Raw genomic sequence first — 18,223 nt, 5'->3', positions numbered from 1 at the left:
ATACCACAAGATTCTTTACATGACCAGACCCCGTTCTTGACTTGACCTTGTCCCTGACCCGAACGCACCACGGGCCCCGGCCGACACATCGGCAGGGGCCCGTGCGGGTCGAGAAGTCCTCGGCTACGCGCCGAACGCCTTGGACTTCCCCTTCACCGGCTTCGCGCCGGCCAGCAGATGCGCGGGGACCAGATCGCGGGCCGGCTCGGTGTAGCCGACCGAGACGATCTTGTCGCCCTGGTACGTGAAGCTGGTCAGCGAGGCCAGCGTGCACTGCCGCTTGCGCGGGTCGTGCCAGAGCCGCCGCCGCTCGACGAAGCTCCGGACGATCCAGATCGGCAGCTGATGGCTGACGCAGACCGCCTCGTGCCCGCGGGCCGCGTCGCGCGCGGCGTCGAGGGCGCCCATCATCCGTACGACCTGCTCGATGTACGGCTCGCCCCAGGACGGTCGGAAGGGGTTGGTGAGGTGCTTCCAGTTGTCCGGCTTGCGCAGCGCGCCGTCGCCGACCCCGAAGGACTTGCCCTCGAAGACATTGGCCGCCTCGATCAGCCGCTCGTCGGTGGCCAGGTCGACGCCGTGCGACGTGGCGATCGGCGTCGCCGTCTCCTGGGCGCGCTCCAGCGGGGAGGCGACGACATGGGTGATGTCGCGCTTCTCCAGGTGCTCGGCCACCCGGTCGGCCATCTTCCGGCCGAGCTCGGAGAGGTGGTAGCCGGGACGGCGTCCGTAGAGCACGCCCTCGGGGTTGTGCACCTCCCCGTGCCGCATCAGATGAACGACCGTGATGTCCTTGCGCGCACTGTCTGTGGTGTCGGCACTGCTGGTCTCGCTCATGCGGTGGCCTCCGAGGCGGCGCGGGCGGCGGCGGGCAGGGCGGCTGCGATCCGCTCGACGGCCTGCGTGTCGTGGGCGGTGGAGACGAACCAGGACTCGAACGCGGACGGCGGCAGATAGACGCCCTGCGACAGCATCGAGTGGAAGAAGGCGTTGAAGCGGAAAGCTTCCTGCTTCTTGGCGTCCTCGTAGTTCCGCACCGGCTGGTCGGTGAAGAACACCGAGAACATGTTGCTCGCCGCCGACACCGTGTGTGCGACGCCCTCCTTGATGAACACGTCGCTCACCAGGGACCGGATCTCCGCGGAGACCGCGTCGACCTTCGCGTACGCCGCGTCGTCGAGCAGCCGCAGCTGGGCGAGGCCGGCGGCGGTGGCGATCGGGTTTCCGGAGAGGGTGCCCGCCTGGTAGACGGGGCCGACGGGGGCGAGGTGCGCCATCACATCGGCGCGCCCGCCGAAGGCAGCGGCCGGGAAGCCGCCGCCCATGACCTTGCCGAAGGTCATCAGATCGGGCCGCACACCGTCGATGCCGAACCAGCCGGCCTTCGAGGTACGGAATCCGGTCATGACCTCGTCGGAGATGTACAGCGCACCACCCTCGGCGCAGAGCTCCTTGAGCCCGGCGTTGAAACCGTCCAGCGGCGGCACCACGCCCATGTTGCCGGGCGAGGCCTCGGTGATCACACAGGCGATCTCACCGGGGTGCGCGGCGAACGCGGCCCGCACGGCCTCCAGGTCGTTGTACGGCAGCACGATCGTGTCGCCGGCCTGCGCGCCGGTGACCCCCGGGGTGTCCGGCAGACCGAAGGTGGCGACCCCGGATCCGGCGGCGGCAAGCAGCGCGTCGACGTGCCCGTGGTAGCAGCCGGCGAACTTCACGACCTTCGCCCGGCCGGTGAACCCGCGGGCCAGCCGGATCGCGGACATGGTCGCCTCGGTGCCGGAGGAGACCAGCCGCACCTGCTCCACGGGCTCGATCCGGGCCACGATCTCCTCGGCGAGCGCGACCTCGCCCTCACCGGGTGTACCGAACGAGGTGCCGCGGGCGACAGCCTCCTGGACTGCGGCGATGACCTCGGGGTGGGAGTGGCCGAGGATCATCGGCCCCCACGAGCACACGAGGTCGACGTACTCACGGCCGTCGGCGTCGGTGAGGTACGGACCGGTACCGGACACCATGAAGCGGGGCGTACCGCCCACGGCCCGGAAGGCACGTACGGGAGAGTTCACGCCGCCGGGCGTCACGAGGGACGCGCGGTCGAAAAGCGTCTGCGAAACTGGGGCTTCATATCGATAAGGCAGTTCGGTCATGACCTGCGACTTCTCCGACTCCGGGGGCTAGTGACCTCCCCAGGGTAGGACAGCGCCCCCGCGCGGACAGGAGCGGAAGATCCCGGCCACCGAAAGCCCCGCGAGCACATCCATCGCGCGACGACCGGGCATCAGCCCCCTCGCGTCTGCGAAACTGGGGCGTCATTGGGAAAGCTCACACAAACCATGGTGTCAGAGCCACCGGCGGTCTTGCGGACAGGTGTTTCACACCACGTCCGTGGGGGAGGTCACTGACACGATGATCGGGTTGCGCGGCGGGGCCTGCGTCTCCTCAGTAGTAGTCGGATGGATGAAATATGCATCGCGGTGGCGAAGTGGGCGAAGGGACCGACGACCTGGGGCCCGAGCCTGCCCGCCGAGGTCGGCACCGGCGTGAGGCCGAGCGTCGGCAGGGCATTCAGGCCGGCAGTGCGCAGTCCGGGAGCGGGAGTGGTGGCCGGGTGGGGGTGACGTACAAATACTTCGGGGCCCCCGACGGGGCCACGGCCGCACGGGTGCCCATTTCCATGCGTCCCGAGGAGCTCGGCGGCGACGAGCTGGGCATGGGCGGCATGTTCACCAAGATCAAGCCGGAGACGGTGGCGGCCATGGTCCTCACCGGCATCCAGGGCATACCCCTGCACAAGGTCCCCCCGCTGGAACTGGTCGTCCTGCACCCCGACTACGCGGTGGTCAAACTCCCCATGACGGTCGTCGACCCGCTGCGCGGCGTCGGCGAGGAGTCGGTCGGCGCCGCGGCCTTCATCTGGTCCACGGTCCCGGACCGCGGCGGCCCGCGCGACGCGTTCAACGTCTACCAACTGCTGCACGAGTGGCAGGATTTCAGCCATCGTCTGCATGATGCGGGGCATCAGGCGTACTGCCTGGTCTGGCCCTGAGCCGGGGCCCGCACGTCCTGACCGCCCCGAGCCGGTTCCGACCCCACCCCGCAGCGCGGCTGTCACCCGTGGGCTCTACGGTTCTCCCCGTGATCCGGTGCACGCCGCAGGCTGCACGTTCGGGAGGGGAACCATGATCACCAGCGCCGTGACCGCGCGTCTTGTCGCCACATTCGCCGCGCCCCTGGACCGGGAGCGCGACGCCGCGTACGCCCCGTCCGTTCTGCGGTGGCCGGACCGGCGCCTGCTGATACAGCGGGGCGATTCCGAGGCGGTCGCCGTCGGCCTGGACGACGGGTCCGTCCCGCGGACCCGCTTCCCTGCGCCGTGGCCTCGCCGTTTCGGTACGTTCACGGTGGCGCCGGGCGGGGATCTCGCGGTCTTCTCGGGGGTCCATGCGGTGCGCGCCGTCGATCCGGCGGGCGTGGTGCGCTGGGAGGTGCGACACGGCTGCTGGGAGGGCAGCTGCCGCATCCTGCACGAGTCGTACGAGGAGTACGCGGACGACAAGGCGCATCTGTACGCGGACAGCGGTTCGGCGGTGTTCTCGGCGGACGGGTCGCTCGTATGGGCCCATGTCCGCGGCCCCGTCGCCTCGGCCGGGCCGGACCCTGAGGCGCTCGACGAGTGGCTGGTCATCGACGCCGCCGACGGTCGGGTGCTGGGGCGGGCGGACGCGGAGACCGTGGCCGCGGGCTCGGAGCACGTACCGCACCCGGATCCGGCGCAGATGGGGCTGAGCGTCGGCGAGGGCCAGGACGGGGCGCCGCTGCTGTGGGGGCGATGGGACGGGGTGGAGCTCTCCGTGGAGCAGTTCGGCGAGCAGGAGCGGATCCTGACGTCGGTGAGCCCCACGGGTGAGTACTTCCTGACCGTGGCCCACGACCTGGACTCGCTCGCCCTGCACCGGGTCGCGGACGGCGAGGTGGTGGCCGAGTTGCAGGCGGAGGACGCCGTGCCCCGTCATCCCGACGCGGATCCGGACGACTGTGACGCCGACGACGTGATGTGGGACTACGAGTGCGGCTTCCTGGACCGGGAGACCGCGATCACCAGCACGGACCAGGAGGAGGAGTTCGGCCCGGTCCGGCACTGGCTGCTGGAGACGGCGGGAATGCGACCGGTCGGGCAGATCGCCTACCCCTTTCCGGTCGCCGGCACGCCCACGGCGCTCGGCGACGGCACCTGGTACACGGTGTCCGCGGACGGGGATGCCCTGCACGTGTGGACTCCGGACAACCGGAGGGCGTCTGATTGACACCCACATCCAGCCATTCATTGGCCGAGGAATGATCTTCAGCCGACCTGCCGGACATGCCGATGCAGCCCATACAGCCCACACAGCTCACATGGTCGCGTACGGGGCATCGACATCGAGGAGGCTGCCATGGGTGACACACTGCCGGCCCTGTCCATCCCCCTGCTGGTCTTCGCCGGCGGGATCTACGCAGGCTGCGAGAGCTGGTGGCGGCGCAGGCACCCTGCGCCGCCGTCGCCGTACACCCATCAGGCGGCCCGCCTCGCCGAGCGCGAGACGGCCGAGGCGGCGAGGGAGATCGTCGATGAGGCGTACGCGACGCTCGCCGAGTTCTACGGCGCCGCGGGAACACCGGAACCGTCCGCGCAGAAGCCGATGCCTACAAAAACCATCAGCACCGCAGGCGACACGGGCCGCCCGGGGGTCACGCCCGGGGCGGCTGCCAGCCCGGGTCGCGGCCAGTCGTACCCAGCAGCCGCTCAAAGGGGCCGGCACTGTCCGGTACGGGAAAGGGTTCGCCGTACACCTTCGCCTTCCGCGCGTTCGGAGCCATGTCGGCGACACCAGGCCCCAGTTCGCTCACCACGGCCTCGTCCGGAACGAATGCCTGCCCGGTGGCGCGCGCCAGGTCCCATGCGTGCACGGTCAGATCGCCCAGCACCATCTGCGCGACCCTTCTGGCGGGGAACCCCATGGAACCCGCGGTCCCCTCGTCCGCACCCGGCGCGCCCCACGCCGCCACCAGCTTGGCCGTCTCCTCGCCGAAGCGGCTGCGCCAGTCGCCGGTGACCGCGGTCGGCTTCGCGCCGAAGTCCGGCTCCTCCCTGGCCGCCAGGGCCTGGAAGTTGACGACCACCTGGAAGAGATGGTCGACCAGGGCCCGCACGTCGTACTCCGTGCACGGCGTGGGGTCGCCCAGCCGGCCGTCGTCGATCCCGCGCACCACAGGAATCGCCCGCTCCGCGGCCATGTCCAGCAATTCACCGATCTTCTTCATGCTTCAACCGTGCATCCGGCAATCGCCCACGTCTTGAAGAAACACGACATGGATGATTCGAACTGTTGTACGTCATAGGATCGCTGTCATGTCAGGTCCTCGACGCGACAACCGGGGCATCGTCGACGCCCGCGAACTCTTCTCGCACGTGCATTTCCGCCGCCGCGAGCCCGCCCCCGGGCTGCGGACGCAGGTGGCCTTCTACTGGCTGATCGACTGGGATCTGCCGGAGCCGTACATCTCGCACGTGGTGCCGCACCCTTCGGTGAACCTGGTCTTCCAGCACTACGAGAGCACCGGCGAGCCCGCCTTCTCGGAGGTCGCGGGCATCGGGCTCGAGCTCTTCAGCCAGAAGCTGGAGGGCCGGGGACGGGTCTGTGGGGTGAAGTTCCAGCCGGGCGGCTTCCGGCCGTTCGCACCGGACCACCCGGTGTCTCGGTGGTCGGGCCGACGGCTCATGGCGGACGAGGTCCTCGCCGTACCCGCGCCCGTGGCGGCCGTGCTGGACCCGGCCGAGGAGGACGCACGGGTCGCGGCGCTGGACGCGTACCTGCTGGCGCTCGCCCCGGAACCCGACCCGCAGGCCGAACGCGCGATGGCGCTGGTCGAGCGTGTCCGCACCGATCGCACGATCCGCCGTGTCGACGAACTCGCCCGCACCGAAGGGCTGTCGGCACGGTCGCTGCAGCGGCTCTTCGCCGCCTATGTGGGTGTCGGCCCCAAGTGGGTCATCCTGCGCTTCCGCATCCACGAGGCACTGGAACGCGCCGAGACCGACCCCGGGGTGGCCTGGGCCACGCTCGCGGCGGAACTCGGATACAGCGACCAGGCGCACCTGGTCAGGGACTTCACAGCGACGCTCGGAGTACCGCCGACGGCACTCGCCGGGCGCTGATTGTCAGTGCCGCGTCCTACTGTTGTCGCATGGAGCGCACCCGCTCGTCATCGGCGTCCCCCGTACGGATCGTGCCCTGGTCGGACGGCGACCTGGACCTCCTCCGCCGGGTCAACGCGCCGGAACTGATGGATCATCTGGGCGGTCCCGAGTCGGAGGAGCAGCTCATGGTGCGCCATGGCCGCTATGTGGAGCTGAGCGCGGACCGGACGGGCCGGGGCAGGATGTTCCGGATCGCCCTTGCCGACGGAAGCGGGGACGGCGGCGGGGGCGAGGCCGTGGGGACGATCGGGTTCTGGGAGCGGACCTGGCAGGGCCGGGAGGTGTACGAGACGGGGTGGGCCGTCCTCGTCGGCCACCAGGGGCGGGGCATCGCCACGGCCGCGACCAGGGCCGTCGTCGAGCAGGCGCGGGCCGAGCGCAAGCACCGCCATCTGCACGCCTACCCGTCCGTCGACAACAGCGCGTCGAACGCGGTGTGCCGAAGGGCGGGCTTCATCCTGGTCGGCGAGTGCGACTTCGAGTACCCGCCGGGCCATGCGCTGCTGACGAACGACTGGCGACTGGACCTCACTCCGGAGCTCGGTTCCGAGCCCGGCCCCGGGGTCAGTCCGAATCCCGGGCCAGCCGCTTGTTGAAGCTGAAGGCGACGATGTCCAGCCGCTCCCGCAGATAGAAGCGGTGGGCATCGGTGCGATGGGTGCCCGAGTCCAGACTCAGGTCCAGGCAGCCGGCCTCCCGGGCGCGCTGCTCCAGATACCCCAGCAGCAGGTGGCCGACACCCGTGGACCGGGCGTGCGCGGCGGTGACCAGATCGTCGACGTACAGCTTGCGGATCTGGCTGGTGTTGTCGACGATCCGCCATCCGGCCGCGCCCACGCACGCGCCGTCGCCGTCATGGACGGCGGTGAAGCGGAGCCCCTGCGGGTACCCCTTGCCGTACACCTCGTGGAAGAGGTCCTCCGTCAGATGCGGACGGAGTTCACGCAGCACGGGAAGAAGGTCCGTGGTCAGTCGGGGGTCGCCGGGTTCGAGGTCGGTGATCTTCATGCGGGAACTGTAGGTGCAGCCCGTAGCCGGGAGCCCTCAGCCGGCGTGACCCGCGGGCCCGCCCACAACGTTTGACAGGCGGGCCCTCGTCATATTCATCTGCACGACGCAGTTTATGTGTTGCACAGCCACCTGGCCGGTTTCCGAAGCGCTCACCGCCGCCGAACAGATCGGCCTGCCGGCGGCGGCTTCGGGGCGGCCCGTCACGGTCAACGCGGCGAGCCGGGGGCCTGGAAGGAGTCCGTGGCCCCGTACGTCTCCGAGGGCATCGCCGAGGGACTGCTCGGTTACTGGGCATCCACGGACGGTTCACCGGCCGAGGTGACCGGCGAGACCGAGAATCTGACCGGCCACCGCGCCCGTACGTTCGCCGCCCGGGGCCGCGGAACACGCGGACGCGTTCCGCGCCTGACCCGCCCACCCGCCCCGGCTGCCCCTCCCCCGTGAATCCCCTGGCTCACGCGGACCACCCAGTGGCATGCTGACGACGTGAACGGACCGGAGATCCACCTCGAAGTCGCCCCTGAACTGCGGCTCTTCGTCGCCCATGAACGCCGCGACGGACGCACGTCCGTGACCACCGACGGCGCCTCGACGCTCGGCCATGTCGTGGAATCGCTCGGCGTCCCGCTCACCGAGGCCGGCCAACTGCTCGTCGACGGCCGCCCCGTCCCCGTCTCGCACATCCCGGGCGCGGGCGAGCTGGTGGAGGTGCGTGCGGTGGCGCGCCCCCAGCTCGTCGAGGGCGCGCCGCTGCGCTTCCTGCTCGACGTCCACCTCGGCACGCTCGCCCGGCGGCTGCGCCTGCTGGGTGTCGACGCAGCGTACGAGAGCGAGGACCTCGGCGACCCGGCACTGGCCGCCCTGTCGGCGAAGGAACAGCGGGTACTGCTCTCCCGGGACCGGGGACTGCTGCGGCGACGGGAGATCTGGGCGGGGGCGTACGTCTACAGCGACCGTCCGGACGACCAGCTGCGGGACGTGCTGGAGCGGTTCGCACCGGAGCTGGCCCCGTGGACCCGGTGCACGGCCTGCAACGGGCCGCTGACCGACGCGGACAAGGAATCCGTCCGGGAACGGCTGGAGCACGGCACACAGCAGTCGTACGACGTCTTCGCGCAGTGCACGGCATGCGGCCGGGTGTACTGGCGCGGCGCCCACCACTCCCACCTGGAGACGATCGTCGCCGACGCGCTGCACGAGTTCGGCGCCCCGGATCAGGCCGACACGGTCCGGTAGGGCTGTCCGGCGGGTCACGGCCGCCACGATCCGCACGACACACCCGACGACTCGCCCTACGGCGCGCCTTGCGCCACGTCGAGGTCCCCGCTCCGCAGCCGCGCGATCCGGCCCGCAGCGAGCTCGACCGTCCGTCGCACATGGGCGATGAGGAGCGCCACCTCGTCGTCGTCATACGCCTCGAACATCGCCGCCCGGTCCCCGTTCAGCCTCTCCCAGACCGCGCCGACCTCCGCCATCCGCTCCGGCACGGTCGCGACGAGCACCCGCCGCCGGTCCGCCGTGTCGCGCTCGCGCGTCACATACCCGGACCGTTCCAACCGGTCGACGAGCCGGGTCGCCGACCCGGTGGTGAGTCCGGTCAGCTCCGCGATGCGTCCTGTGGTGACGGGTTCCGCTTCGAGGCTGAGCAGGTTGAGGCACTGCAGATCGGTGGGGTGGATCCGCAGATGGTCGGCGACGGCTTGGTTGAAGAGGGCGTACGCGGCCATGCAGCGGCGCGACTCGGTGGACAGTTCGGCCAGCAGGGCGCTGCGCCGGGCCGGGTACTTCTGCGGCATGCGGAAAGTGTACGAAGCAGACACTGCCCCGGCGTCATCCCCACGGGGCTCGGCTCCCCGCGCTCACTACGGCTGCCCGGCGGTCAGACAGCGCTGGACGGTGGGCGCGAGCCGGGCGCTCACCTCGTCGCGGGACATCGCGGCAGCGGGCGAGACGCGCAGGACGTAGCGGGTGAGCGCCATCCCCAGGATCTGGGACGCGACGAGTGCCGCGCGGCGCGGGGCCTCGGCGGGGACGGGGCAGACACCCGCTGCTATCGGCCCGAGCTGCTCCGCGAAGACGGCCCGCATGCGCTCGGCCCCCGCGTCATTGGTGACGCCGACCCTGAGCAGCCCCGCCGGCGCGTCGTCCTGCTCCCAGCGGTCCGGGAAGTGCGCGACCAGCACGGCCCCGATGTGCTTCCCGGGCAGCGCCCCGAGCTCCGGCAGCCGCAGACGCGCGCCGTACACGCCGCGCGCCCACCGCGCTCGCGGCCCCCACCGCACCGGTCTCTCGCACCGGGCGTCAGAAGACGTACTCGTCGCCGGTGGCGGGTGCCAGCACCTCGTGCCGGTTGTTGTCGGGGTTCCGGTCGGTCGCACCACCGTTCCAGACGGTGTCGATCCGTACGACCACCTCGTCCGGCCGCTCCGCAAGCTGCAGTTCGAGCGCGAGCTGTCGGCCCGCCGACCCGTCCGTCCGCAGCGGACCCGTCCGGCACAGCACGGTTCGGGCGCTCGCCTGCAGACACGCGACCGGCATCTCCTGCCGACCGCGGAGTGGCACCGAGAAGCGGAACCGTACGGTCACGCTCGCCAGGCTCGACGGGCCGTGGTTCTCGCTGTGCAGCCAGACCCCGAGCCCCCTGCCCCACAGCGAGACATGCCCGTGGTGCGAGACGTCCGCCTCCGGCGCCACCCGCCGGTCCACCGGCACGGGCACAGGCACCATCGCGACCGCCTGCCCCGCCCCCCATGTCCCTGTCCACACCATTGCCGCCATCACCGCTGCGGCAAAGACCGCCGGCCGAACCCTACGCGTGACTACCATGCGCCGAAGATACCGATCACCCTGAATTATCCGTATTTACACACCGGTTCCGCACCCGACTCCACCCGCTTGCCCCACCCGCCCGAACCCACCCGACCCGCATGAAACGCTGCTCCCATGGTCGTCGCCCGCTCTGTCGCACTCTTCGTCGTTGCCGCGCTCTTCGAGATCGGCGGTGCCTGGCTCGTCTGGCAGGGCGTGCGGGAGCACCGGGGCTGGATCTGGATCGGTGCCGGAGTCATCGCCCTGGGTGCGTACGGCTTCGTCGCCACGCTGCAGCCGGACGGCGAGTTCGGCCGCATCCTCGCCGCGTACGGCGGTGTCTTCGTCGCGGGCTCGATCGCCTGGGGCATGATCGCCGACGGCTACCGCCCCGACCGCTGGGACGTCACCGGCGCGCTGATCTGCCTGGCCGGCATGGCCGTGATCATGTACGCCCCTCGCAACCACTGAGAACAGCACCCCACCGACACGCCGACACCCGCAAGGCTCCGGCCGCGCCGGTCCGCAACCCACGTAACCGGTGGGAACCGAAGAGGCGGGAAACCGTGCACTTCTCGCCGAACTCCGACATGTCGAGGGAAATCAGCCGCCTCGGGAAACACGGCCGCCGGCCCCCGTACAGCACGGTCGCCGAACGGAACCTCGGGCCGCCTGCCTATCCTGACCCCGTACCGATCAGATGTCCGAGGAGTCGAGTCCGCATGGCCGCCACCCCCATCGCCGTCATCACCGGAGCGAGCAGCGGCATCGGCGCCGCGACCGCCCGGCAGCTGGCCGCCGCCGGCTACCGCGTCGTCCTGACCGCCCGCCGCAAGGACCGCATCGAGGCGCTCGCCGCCGAGATCAACGAGGCGGGCCACGAGGCCACGGCGTACGCCCTGGACGTCACGGACCGCGAGGCGGTCGACGCGTTCACCACTGCCTTCCGCTCCCTCGCCGTCCTCGTCAACAACGCGGGCGGCGCGCTCGGCGCGGACCCCGTCGCCACCGGCGACCCGGCCGACTGGCGCCAGATGTACGAGACGAACGTCATCGGCACGCTCAACGTCACCCAGGCCCTGCTCCCCGCCCTCACCGCGAGCGGCGACGGCACGATCGTGATCCTCTCCTCGACGGCGGGCCTGTCCACGTACGAGGGCGGCGGGGGCTACGTGGCCGCCAAGCACGGCGAACACGTCCTCGCCGAGACCCTCCGCCTGGAGATCGTCGGCACGCCGGTGCGGGTCATCGAGGTCGCCCCCGGCATGGTCAAGACGGAGGAGTTCGCCACCACCCGCTTCCGCGGCGACACCGAGAAGGCCGCCAAGGTCTACGCCGGGGTCGACGCCCCCCTCACCGCCGACGACGTGGCCGACACGATCACCTGGGCCGTCACCCGCCCCAGCCACGTCAACATCGATCTCCTGGTGGTCCGCCCCCGTGCCCAGGCGTCCAACTCCAAGGTCCACCGCACACTCTGAAGCCATCGGCACGCACGGAAGAGCCCCGGACCACCACCACAGGGTCCGGGGCTCGTCTTCGTAGCGGCGCCAAGGGCACTCAGCCCTTCACGCACACCACCTGCTTCAGCTTCGCGACGACCTCCACCAGGTCCCGCTGCCGCTCGATGACCTGCTCGATCGGCTTGTAGGCACCCGGGATCTCGTCCACGACGCCGGAGTCCTTACGACACTCCACACCCCGCGTCTGCTCCTCCAGGTCCCGGGTCGAGAAGCGCCGCTTGGCCGCGTTACGGCTCATCTTCCGGCCGGCGCCGTGTGAGGCCGAGTTGAACGACTTCGCGTTCCCGAGCCCCTTCACGATGTACGAGCCGGTGCCCATCGAACCCGGGATGATGCCGAAGTCGCCCGAACCCGCACGAATCGCCCCCTTACGGGTGATCAGCAGGTCCATGCCCTCGTACCTCTCCTCCGACACATAGTTGTGGTGGCAGGAGATGACCGGTTCGAAGGTGACCCGGGCCTTCTTGAACTCCTTGCGGACGACGTCCTGGAAGAGCCCCATCATGATCGCGCGATTGTGCTTCGCGTACTCCTGGGCCCAGAACAGGTCGTTCCGGTACGCCGCCATCTGCGGGGTGTCCGCGATGAAGACCGCCAGGTCACGGTCGATCAGACCCTGGTTGTGCGACAGCTTCTGCGCCACCCCGATGTGGTATTCGGCAAGCTCCTTGCCGATGTTCCGGGACCCGGAGTGCAGCATCAGCCAGACCGAACCCGACTCGTCGAGACAGAACTCAATGAAATGGTTTCCGGACCCAAGCGTTCCCATCTGCTTCGAGGCACGTTCGTGACGGAATTTGACCGCATCCGCAATCCCGTCGAACCGCCCCCAGAAGTCGTCCCAGCCCGCGGTCGGGAAGCCGTGCAGCCGGCCGGGGTCCACGACGTGGTCATGCATGCCGCGGCCCACCGGAATGGCCTGCTCGATCTTCGACCGAAGGCGCGACAGGTCGCCCGGAAGGTCATTGGCCGTCAGGGATGTCCTCACCGCGGACATCCCGCACCCGATGTCCACCCCCACCGCCGCCGGGCAGACCGCACCGCTCATCGCGATCACCGAACCAACGGTCGCGCCCTTGCCGTAATGCACGTCGGGCATGACGGCCAGCCCCTTGATCCAGGGCAGCGTGGCAACGTTCCGCAGCTGCTGCATCGCACCGTCCTCGACCGAAGCCGGGTCGGCCCACATGCGGATGGGGACCTTCGCCCCCGGTACCTCTACGTACGACATAGTTCCTCGATTCCCCCGAAAAGTCCGAAAGCGCAAAACCGGTGCCAAGGTCGGCAAAAGAGTCGGCTGACCGGCAATCACAGCGGCGCGTGCGATACACATTGTGTCCACCGGCCGCCATCGAGCGGCAACTTCTTTTCGCTCGAAGGGAGCCCGGACCGTGCGACGAATGGCGTACGTACCCGGCGTCGCACTCCTCGCAGTGCTGACCGCCGGCTGCACCGGTGGCACCGGTACCGAAAGCCACGCCACCGACAGCAAACCCGGCAGCCCGAGCATCGCCGCCGCCCCGGCGGGCAAGTACCGCACGCTCCCCGCACCCTGCAGCTCCATCACGCGCTCCACGCTGAAGGACCTGCTTCCGGGAATCGCCGAACTGCCGGAGAACCAGCAGGAGAAGGCGTACACGGGCACGGCCGCCCTCACCTTTGACACCGACCGCCGGGTCGGCTGCCAGTGGAAGTCGGAGGACCGGTCCTCGTCCCGCTCCGTCGTGCTCGACTTCGAGCGCGTCGTCTCGTACGACACCTCGGTGAGCGACGAGGACCGTACCCGTGAGGTGTACGGGAAGAAGGAGACCGCCGCCCACCTCCCGTCCGGCACCTCCGCCCCCGACGACGCGGGGAAGGGGACCGCCCCACCCTCGGACTCCCCGTCGGGCTCACCCCCCGGCTCGGCACAGGGCGCCGACGGCGACACGGCCGCGGGCTCCGAGGACCTCCGTCCGCGCCCGCTCGACGACCTCGGAGATGCCGCATTTCTGGACGATCTGCTCACTCGGGCAGGTTCCAGTGCACAACACCGGACGGTGAGCGTGGTATTCCGCACATCGAACGTCATCGTGACCGTCCGGTACTCCGAGCAGCCCGCCCTCGCGAGCCAGGTCCCGGACAGCAAGGAACTGCAGGAGAAAGCCCAGTCGCTGGCGCGGAAGCTGGTCGACAAGTTCAGCGAATAGCCGGCTGCCGGGCGCCCCGGACCGGCACGGTCCCGGTCGGCGGGGTGTCCGGCCGAGGCGGCATCCGGCCGCCGTCCGTCGTACCGTGGCCCTCCGGAACACCTGCACCATGCCACCCGCCCGTCGCGCCACCCGAGTGAAGGAACCATGCACCGATCAGCTCCGCGACTCACCCGCATACTCGCCTGCGCCGCCGTTCCGGTGATGCTCGTCGTCGCCGGCTGCTCGTCGGACTCCGGCAGCAAGAAGAAGTCGGGCTCGTCCTCGGCCTCCGCTCCGGGCACGCAGAAGACGGAGGCGACGGTCGCGCCGGCGAAGTTCGCCGAGCTTCCCGACCCGTGTGACGCGATCTCCGCGAAGACGATCACCTCGCTGGTGCCCAAGGCCAAGAGCAAGGCCGGTACGTCGGCCCGGTCCAGCGACACCTCGGCGCGCGCCGGCTGTTCCTGGAACGGCCTCGACGACAACGGCGTCAAGGGCTCGCAGTACCGCTGGCTCGATGTCGGCTTCACCCGCTTCGACTCGGACCAGGCGCTCGGCAGCGGCACCGAGCGCGCCCAGGAGGACCTCGCGAACCAGGTCGCCAAGACCAAGGCGACCGAGGGCGCCAAGAAGGTCGTCGAAGCCCCCGTCAGCGGTATCGGCGACCAGGCGACCACGGTCACGTACGACCTCACCAAGACGAAAGAGGACTTCAAGTACGCGACGGTCGTGGCCCGTACGGGAAACGTCGTCGTCACCCTGACCTACAACGGCGCGGGTTACGCGGGCGCGAAGACGCCGTCCGGCGACGACATCCTGAAGGACGCCGAGAAGGCCGTCAAGGAGGCCGTCGCGGCGGTGGCCGATGCCAACGGGAAGAAGTCGAGCCCGTCCGCGGGCACGTCGAAGTCCCCGACGGCGACGAAGTCTCCGACGGCAACGAAGTCCGCGGCGTCCGCGAAGTCCGGGTCGTCCCCGAAGTCGACGAAGTCGGCGAGCTCCCCCACATCGACGAAGTCCGCGTCGCGCACGGCGTAACACCGCACCACCGCCCGCCGGGCATTCCCGCAAAACCCACGGCAGGTACCTGAACAACCCTGCACAGAAGCGGTTTCACGAAGTCCGGCCCTCTCCCGGGAGCCGGGCTTCGCCCCTCCCCGCGCACCGCACCTCACGCGCATGTGCCAGGCTGTGCCCGCCAGAAGTCGAAGTCGGGAACGCAGGGAGGGGATCGCGGGTGGCCGCGATGCAGCTGACACGCACGCACCGGATACTCATCGGGGTCGTCGTCGCCGGCGCGACACTCATCGCCGCGATCGGCTTCGCGGGCTCGTACGCCGCGGTGCGCGCGCTCGCGGAACAGAAGGGCTTCGGGAACTTCTCCCTGGTCTTCCCGATCGGCATCGACGCGGGCATCTGCGTACTGCTGGCGCTGGACCTGCTGCTGACCTGGATGCGGATCCCGTTCCCGCTGCTGCGTCAGACGGCCTGGCTGCTGACCGCCGCGACGATCGCCTTCAACGGCGCCGCGGCCTGGCCGGATCCGCTGGGCGTCGGCATGCACGCGGTGATCCCGGTGCTGTTCGTGGTCGCCGTCGAGGCCGCCCGGCACGCGGTCGGCCGGATCGCCGACCTCACGGCTGACAGGCACATGGAGGGCGTCCGCCTCACCCGCTGGCTGCTCTCCCCGGTCCCCACGTTCAAACTGTGGCGCCGGATGAAGCTGTGGGAGCTGCGTTCGTACGAGCAGGTCATCAAACTCGAACAGGACCGGCTGATCTACCAGGCGCGGCTCCAGGCCCGCTTCGGACGCAGCTGGCGCCGCAAGGCGCCGGTCGAGTCCCTGATGCCGCTGCGGCTGGCGAAGTTCGGTGTCCCGCTGGCCGACACCGGCCCGGCCGGGCTGGCCGCCGCGGGCATCGAGCCGGCCCTGCTGCCGCCGGCTCCGGCGGCCGTCGAAACGGTCCAGCCTCAGCCCGAGCTGCCGTATGCCGCACAACAACAGCAGTACGCCGAGCCCCGGCAGCACCCGCGGCAGCCCCCACAGCAGTACGCCGCCCATCCCTCCGACCCGGCCGCCGAGGAGTGGCCCCCGGAGGGCCCCGGTTCGCACGAGAGCCCCTGGTTCGCGGCGCCGCAGGTCCCGGAGGGCGCGTACGAGGGTGCGTACAACCCCACGTACGTCGAAGGTCTGGAGCCCACCCCGGTCAAGATCCCGTCGGGCCCGGGCGGCCGCACCCGCCCCCTGGGCAACGTGGGCACGATCGGCGCGGTCCCTCACCCCCGCAGCGCGGAACCCCTGCCGGAACGGCTGGAGCAGCCGCAGGGCCTGCCCCAGGAGGAGCCGCAGCCCCAGCAGGAAGCGGAACCGGCGGAGTGGGCCGAGGCGGAGATCGAGTTCGGCAACATCGCGTACGAGGTGTTCTCCGACCTCACGCACGAGCAGCAGGTCCATCCGAGCGCCGAGGTCCTCGACATAACGCTCTCGGACGTCCACGGCGTCAGCCACCCGCGCAGCACGGCCCTGCTCCGGCGCCTGATCCCCGGCTTCAAGCAGCGCTTCGACAACGAGATGGCCGAGAACCACATCGCGTAACCACCCGGAGTCCGTCCGCCGCACGGGAGCGGACCCGGACCGGCAGAACAAAGGGCCGTCACCCGCATCACCGGGTGACGGCCCTCCGTACGACCGACTCCTACGCGCCCAGCAGCTTCCGCACCCGGTCCGCGCCGACGGCCAGCAGCAGCGTGGGCAGCCGCGGACCGGTGTCACGGCCGACCAGGAGCTGGTACAGCAGCACGAAGAACGACCGCTGCGCGGCCTTCAGCTCGGGCGTCGGCTTGGCGTCCGGCCCCAGCCCCGCGAGGACCTTCGGCACCCCGTAGACGAGCGTCGTGAGCCCGTCCAGCGACCAGTGCGTGTCCAGCCCGTCCAGGAGCAGCCGCAGCGACCGGCGCCCCTGGTCGTCCAGCGAGCCGAGCAGTTCCTTGTCCGGCTCGCTGCGGACGATGGTGCGGGCGTCGGCGGGGACCTGGTTGGTGATCCAGTTCTCCGCGCGGTCGAGGCGCGGCCGCGCCTCGTCGAGCGAGCCGATCGGGTTCTCCGGGTCCAGCTCGCTCAGGATGCGCAGCGTCTGCTCGTCGTGGCCGGCGGTGATGTCGACGACGGACGCGAGCGTGCGGTACGGCAGCGGGCGCGGCGTGCTCGGCAGCTCACCGGCGGCCGTGCCGATGGCACGCGCGTACGCGGCGGCGTCGGCGGGCAGCGCGGAGCCGTCGGCGACCTTGCGCGCCAGCGAGTCCCACTCGTCGTAGAGCCGCTGGATCTCCTGGTCGAAGGCGATCTTGAAGGACTGGTTGGGCTTGCGGCGCGCGTACAGCCAGCGCAGCAGCGGTGCCTCCATGATCTTCAGCGCGTCGGCCGGGGTCGGTACGCCGCCCTTACTGGAGGACATCTTCGCCATGCCGGAGATGCCGACGAAGGCGTACATCGGGCCGATCGGCTGCACGCCGTCGAAGACCTCGCGGACGATCTGGCCGCCGACGACGAACGACGAGCCGGGCGAGGAGTGGTCCACGCCGCTGGGCTCGAAGATCACTCCTTCGTATGCCCAGCGCATCGGCCAGTCGACCTTCCAGACCAGCTTGCCGCGGTTGAACTCGCTGAGCCGGACGGTCTCGGCGAAGCCGCAGGCGGTGCAGGTGTAGTTCAGCTCGGTCGTGTCGTTGTCGTACGACGTGACCGTGGTCAGGTCCTTCTCGCAGTTGCCGCAGTACGGCTTGTACGGGAAGTAGCCGGCCGAGCCGCCGCTGCCGTCGTCCTCGCTCGCCGCGCCGGAGCCCGCCTCGGCCTCCAGCTCGGCCTCGTCGACCTTCTTCTGCTGCTGCGGCTTCTTGCCCTTGCCCGCGGCCGCCGGGTCCTTCTTCGTGCGGTACCGGTCGAGGACGGCGTCGATGTCGGCGCGGTGCCTCATCGCGTGCAGGATCTGCTCGCGGTACACCCCCATCGTGTACTGCTCGGTCTGACTGATGCCGTCGTACTCGACACCCAGCTCGTCCAGCGCGGCCGTCATGGCGGCCTTGAAGTGCTCCGCCCAGTTCGGGTACACGGACCCGGCCGGTGCGGGCACGGACGTCAGCGGCTTGCCGATGTGCTCGGCCCACGACTCGTCGACACCGGGGACGCCTGCCGGGACCTTCCGGTACCGGTCGTAGTCGTCCCACGAGATGAGGTGCCGGACCTGGTGCCCCCGGCGGCGGATCTCGTCCGCGACCAGGTGCGGGGTCATGACCTCGCGGAGGTTGCCCAGGTGGATCGGGCCCGACGGCGAAAGACCGGACGCGACGACGACCGGTTTGCCAGGCGCACGACGCTCCGATTCGGCGATGACCTCGTCCGCGAAGCGGGAGACCCAGTCGGCCTCGGTGCTGCTCTGACTCTGAGCCACGGTCGGCACGTCCTTCTCTCT

The 18,223-nt window shown here is 70.3% G+C and carries 20 protein-coding genes; 11 read left to right on the top strand and 9 right to left on the bottom strand.

All coding sequences use genetic code 11. The annotated features are described in order from the left end of the window. Positions 1–123: 123 nt before the first annotated feature. Together AB0I23_RS29285 and hemL are read right to left on the bottom strand one after the other, a co-directional pair. Entirely contained in the window at positions 124–837 is a 714-nt protein-coding gene (locus AB0I23_RS29285) for a histidine phosphatase family protein (RefSeq protein WP_359113736.1), read from the bottom strand. Next, positions 834–2,141: a glutamate-1-semialdehyde 2,1-aminomutase gene (hemL, locus tag AB0I23_RS29280; protein ID WP_359113783.1), complete on the bottom strand. Its 1,308-nt coding sequence runs from the start codon at positions 2,139–2,141 to the stop codon at positions 834–836. The genes AB0I23_RS29285 and hemL overlap by 4 nt, the downstream gene beginning before the upstream one ends. Before the next feature lie 326 nt (positions 2,142–2,467). On the opposite strand from hemL, the gene AB0I23_RS29275 reads away from it, so the two are divergent. Together AB0I23_RS29275 and AB0I23_RS29270 are read left to right on the top strand one after the other, a co-directional pair. Then, positions 2,468–3,049: a hypothetical protein gene (locus tag AB0I23_RS29275; protein ID WP_266984526.1), complete on the top strand. Its 582-nt coding sequence runs from the start codon at positions 2,468–2,470 to the stop codon at positions 3,047–3,049. Positions 3,050–3,182: 133 nt separating this feature from the next. After that, complete coding sequence (locus AB0I23_RS29270) at positions 3,183–4,307, top strand: hypothetical protein (RefSeq protein WP_359113734.1); 1,125 nt, start codon at positions 3,183–3,185, stop codon at positions 4,305–4,307. Between the two features lie 424 nt (positions 4,308–4,731). Here AB0I23_RS29270 and AB0I23_RS29265 read toward each other — a convergent pair whose 3' ends face one another. Beyond that, positions 4,732–5,304 carry a TIGR03086 family metal-binding protein gene (locus AB0I23_RS29265; protein ID WP_359113732.1) on the bottom strand — a complete coding sequence of 191 codons (573 nt, stop codon included), beginning with the start codon at positions 5,302–5,304 and terminating at the stop codon, positions 4,732–4,734. Between the two features lie 88 nt (positions 5,305–5,392). Between AB0I23_RS29265 and AB0I23_RS29260 the strand changes: the two genes are divergently transcribed. After that, complete coding sequence (locus AB0I23_RS29260; protein ID WP_359113730.1) at positions 5,393–6,199, top strand: helix-turn-helix domain-containing protein; 807 nt, start codon at positions 5,393–5,395, stop codon at positions 6,197–6,199. Positions 6,200–6,228: 29 nt separating this feature from the next. Further along, entirely contained in the window at positions 6,229–6,837 is a 609-nt protein-coding gene (locus AB0I23_RS29255; RefSeq protein WP_359113728.1) for a GNAT family N-acetyltransferase, read from the top strand. Here the strand turns inward: AB0I23_RS29255 and AB0I23_RS29250 are convergent. After that, a complete protein-coding gene (locus AB0I23_RS29250; RefSeq protein ID WP_359113726.1) occupies positions 6,806–7,249 on the bottom strand; it encodes a GNAT family N-acetyltransferase in 444 nt (147 codons plus the stop codon). The two genes, AB0I23_RS29255 and AB0I23_RS29250, sit on opposite strands and share 32 nt — an antisense overlap. Before the next feature lie 243 nt (positions 7,250–7,492). Here AB0I23_RS29250 and AB0I23_RS29245 point away from each other — a divergent pair, with 243 nt between their 5' ends. Then, a complete protein-coding gene (locus tag AB0I23_RS29245; protein WP_359113724.1) occupies positions 7,493–7,696 on the top strand; it encodes a hypothetical protein in 204 nt (67 codons plus the stop codon). A gap of 42 nt (positions 7,697–7,738) precedes the next feature. After that, the gene (locus AB0I23_RS29240; protein WP_359113722.1) at positions 7,739–8,488 is read left to right on the top strand and encodes a Mut7-C RNAse domain-containing protein; all 750 of its coding nucleotides are present in this window, start codon (positions 7,739–7,741) and stop codon (positions 8,486–8,488) included. 56 nt (positions 8,489–8,544) lie between these two features. On the opposite strand, the gene AB0I23_RS29235 is transcribed toward AB0I23_RS29240, so the two are convergent. From AB0I23_RS29235 to AB0I23_RS29225, 3 genes are all read right to left on the bottom strand, one after another. Further along, complete coding sequence (locus AB0I23_RS29235) at positions 8,545–9,048, bottom strand: MarR family winged helix-turn-helix transcriptional regulator (RefSeq protein WP_359113720.1); 504 nt, start codon at positions 9,046–9,048, stop codon at positions 8,545–8,547. A gap of 66 nt (positions 9,049–9,114) precedes the next feature. Continuing rightward, positions 9,115–9,498, bottom strand: coding sequence for a hypothetical protein (locus tag AB0I23_RS29230; RefSeq protein ID WP_359113719.1), 384 nt, complete (start codon positions 9,496–9,498; stop codon positions 9,115–9,117). Between the two features lie 55 nt (positions 9,499–9,553). Continuing rightward, the gene (locus AB0I23_RS29225) at positions 9,554–9,979 is read right to left on the bottom strand and encodes a hypothetical protein (protein WP_359113717.1); all 426 of its coding nucleotides are present in this window, start codon (positions 9,977–9,979) and stop codon (positions 9,554–9,556) included. A 216-nt stretch (positions 9,980–10,195) separates the two neighbouring features. Between AB0I23_RS29225 and AB0I23_RS29220 the strand changes: the two genes are divergently transcribed. Together AB0I23_RS29220 and AB0I23_RS29215 are read left to right on the top strand one after the other, a co-directional pair. Beyond that, positions 10,196–10,531, top strand: coding sequence for a YnfA family protein (locus AB0I23_RS29220; protein WP_359113715.1), 336 nt, complete (start codon positions 10,196–10,198; stop codon positions 10,529–10,531). Between the two features lie 251 nt (positions 10,532–10,782). Continuing rightward, positions 10,783–11,541 carry an SDR family NAD(P)-dependent oxidoreductase gene (locus tag AB0I23_RS29215; RefSeq protein WP_359113713.1) on the top strand — a complete coding sequence of 253 codons (759 nt, stop codon included), beginning with the start codon at positions 10,783–10,785 and terminating at the stop codon, positions 11,539–11,541. A gap of 79 nt (positions 11,542–11,620) precedes the next feature. Here the strand turns inward: AB0I23_RS29215 and AB0I23_RS29210 are convergent, their stop codons facing one another. After that, positions 11,621–12,814 carry an RtcB family protein gene (locus AB0I23_RS29210; RefSeq protein WP_359113712.1) on the bottom strand — a complete coding sequence of 398 codons (1,194 nt, stop codon included), beginning with the start codon at positions 12,812–12,814 and terminating at the stop codon, positions 11,621–11,623. Between the two features lie 169 nt (positions 12,815–12,983). Here AB0I23_RS29210 and AB0I23_RS29205 point away from each other — a divergent pair, with 169 nt between their 5' ends. The 3 genes from AB0I23_RS29205 (at position 12,984) to AB0I23_RS29195 (ending at position 16,350) form a co-directional block, all read left to right on the top strand. Then, on the top strand, positions 12,984–13,772 hold the full coding sequence (locus AB0I23_RS29205) for a DUF3558 domain-containing protein (protein WP_359113710.1): 789 nt from the start codon (positions 12,984–12,986) through the stop codon (positions 13,770–13,772). Between the two features lie 147 nt (positions 13,773–13,919). Then, on the top strand, positions 13,920–14,792 hold the full coding sequence (locus AB0I23_RS29200; RefSeq protein WP_359113708.1) for a DUF3558 family protein: 873 nt from the start codon (positions 13,920–13,922) through the stop codon (positions 14,790–14,792). 199 nt (positions 14,793–14,991) lie between these two features. Beyond that, positions 14,992–16,350 carry a DUF2637 domain-containing protein gene (locus AB0I23_RS29195; RefSeq protein ID WP_359113706.1) on the top strand — a complete coding sequence of 453 codons (1,359 nt, stop codon included), beginning with the start codon at positions 14,992–14,994 and terminating at the stop codon, positions 16,348–16,350. 100 nt (positions 16,351–16,450) lie between these two features. On the opposite strand, the gene lysS is transcribed toward AB0I23_RS29195, so the two are convergent. After that, positions 16,451–18,211 (bottom strand): lysine--tRNA ligase, encoded by a 1,761-nt coding sequence (gene lysS / locus AB0I23_RS29190; protein ID WP_359113704.1) that lies wholly within the window; start codon positions 18,209–18,211, stop codon positions 16,451–16,453. Positions 18,212–18,223: the final 12 nt, after the last annotated feature.

It is taken from the genome of Streptomyces atratus, from assembly GCF_040655115.1.
In the GTDB taxonomy this organism is placed as follows: domain Bacteria; phylum Actinomycetota; class Actinomycetes; order Streptomycetales; family Streptomycetaceae; genus Streptomyces; species Streptomyces atratus_D.
Note: the sequence above shows the minus strand (reverse complement) of the source record. Positions and strands in the feature narration are given on the sequence as shown.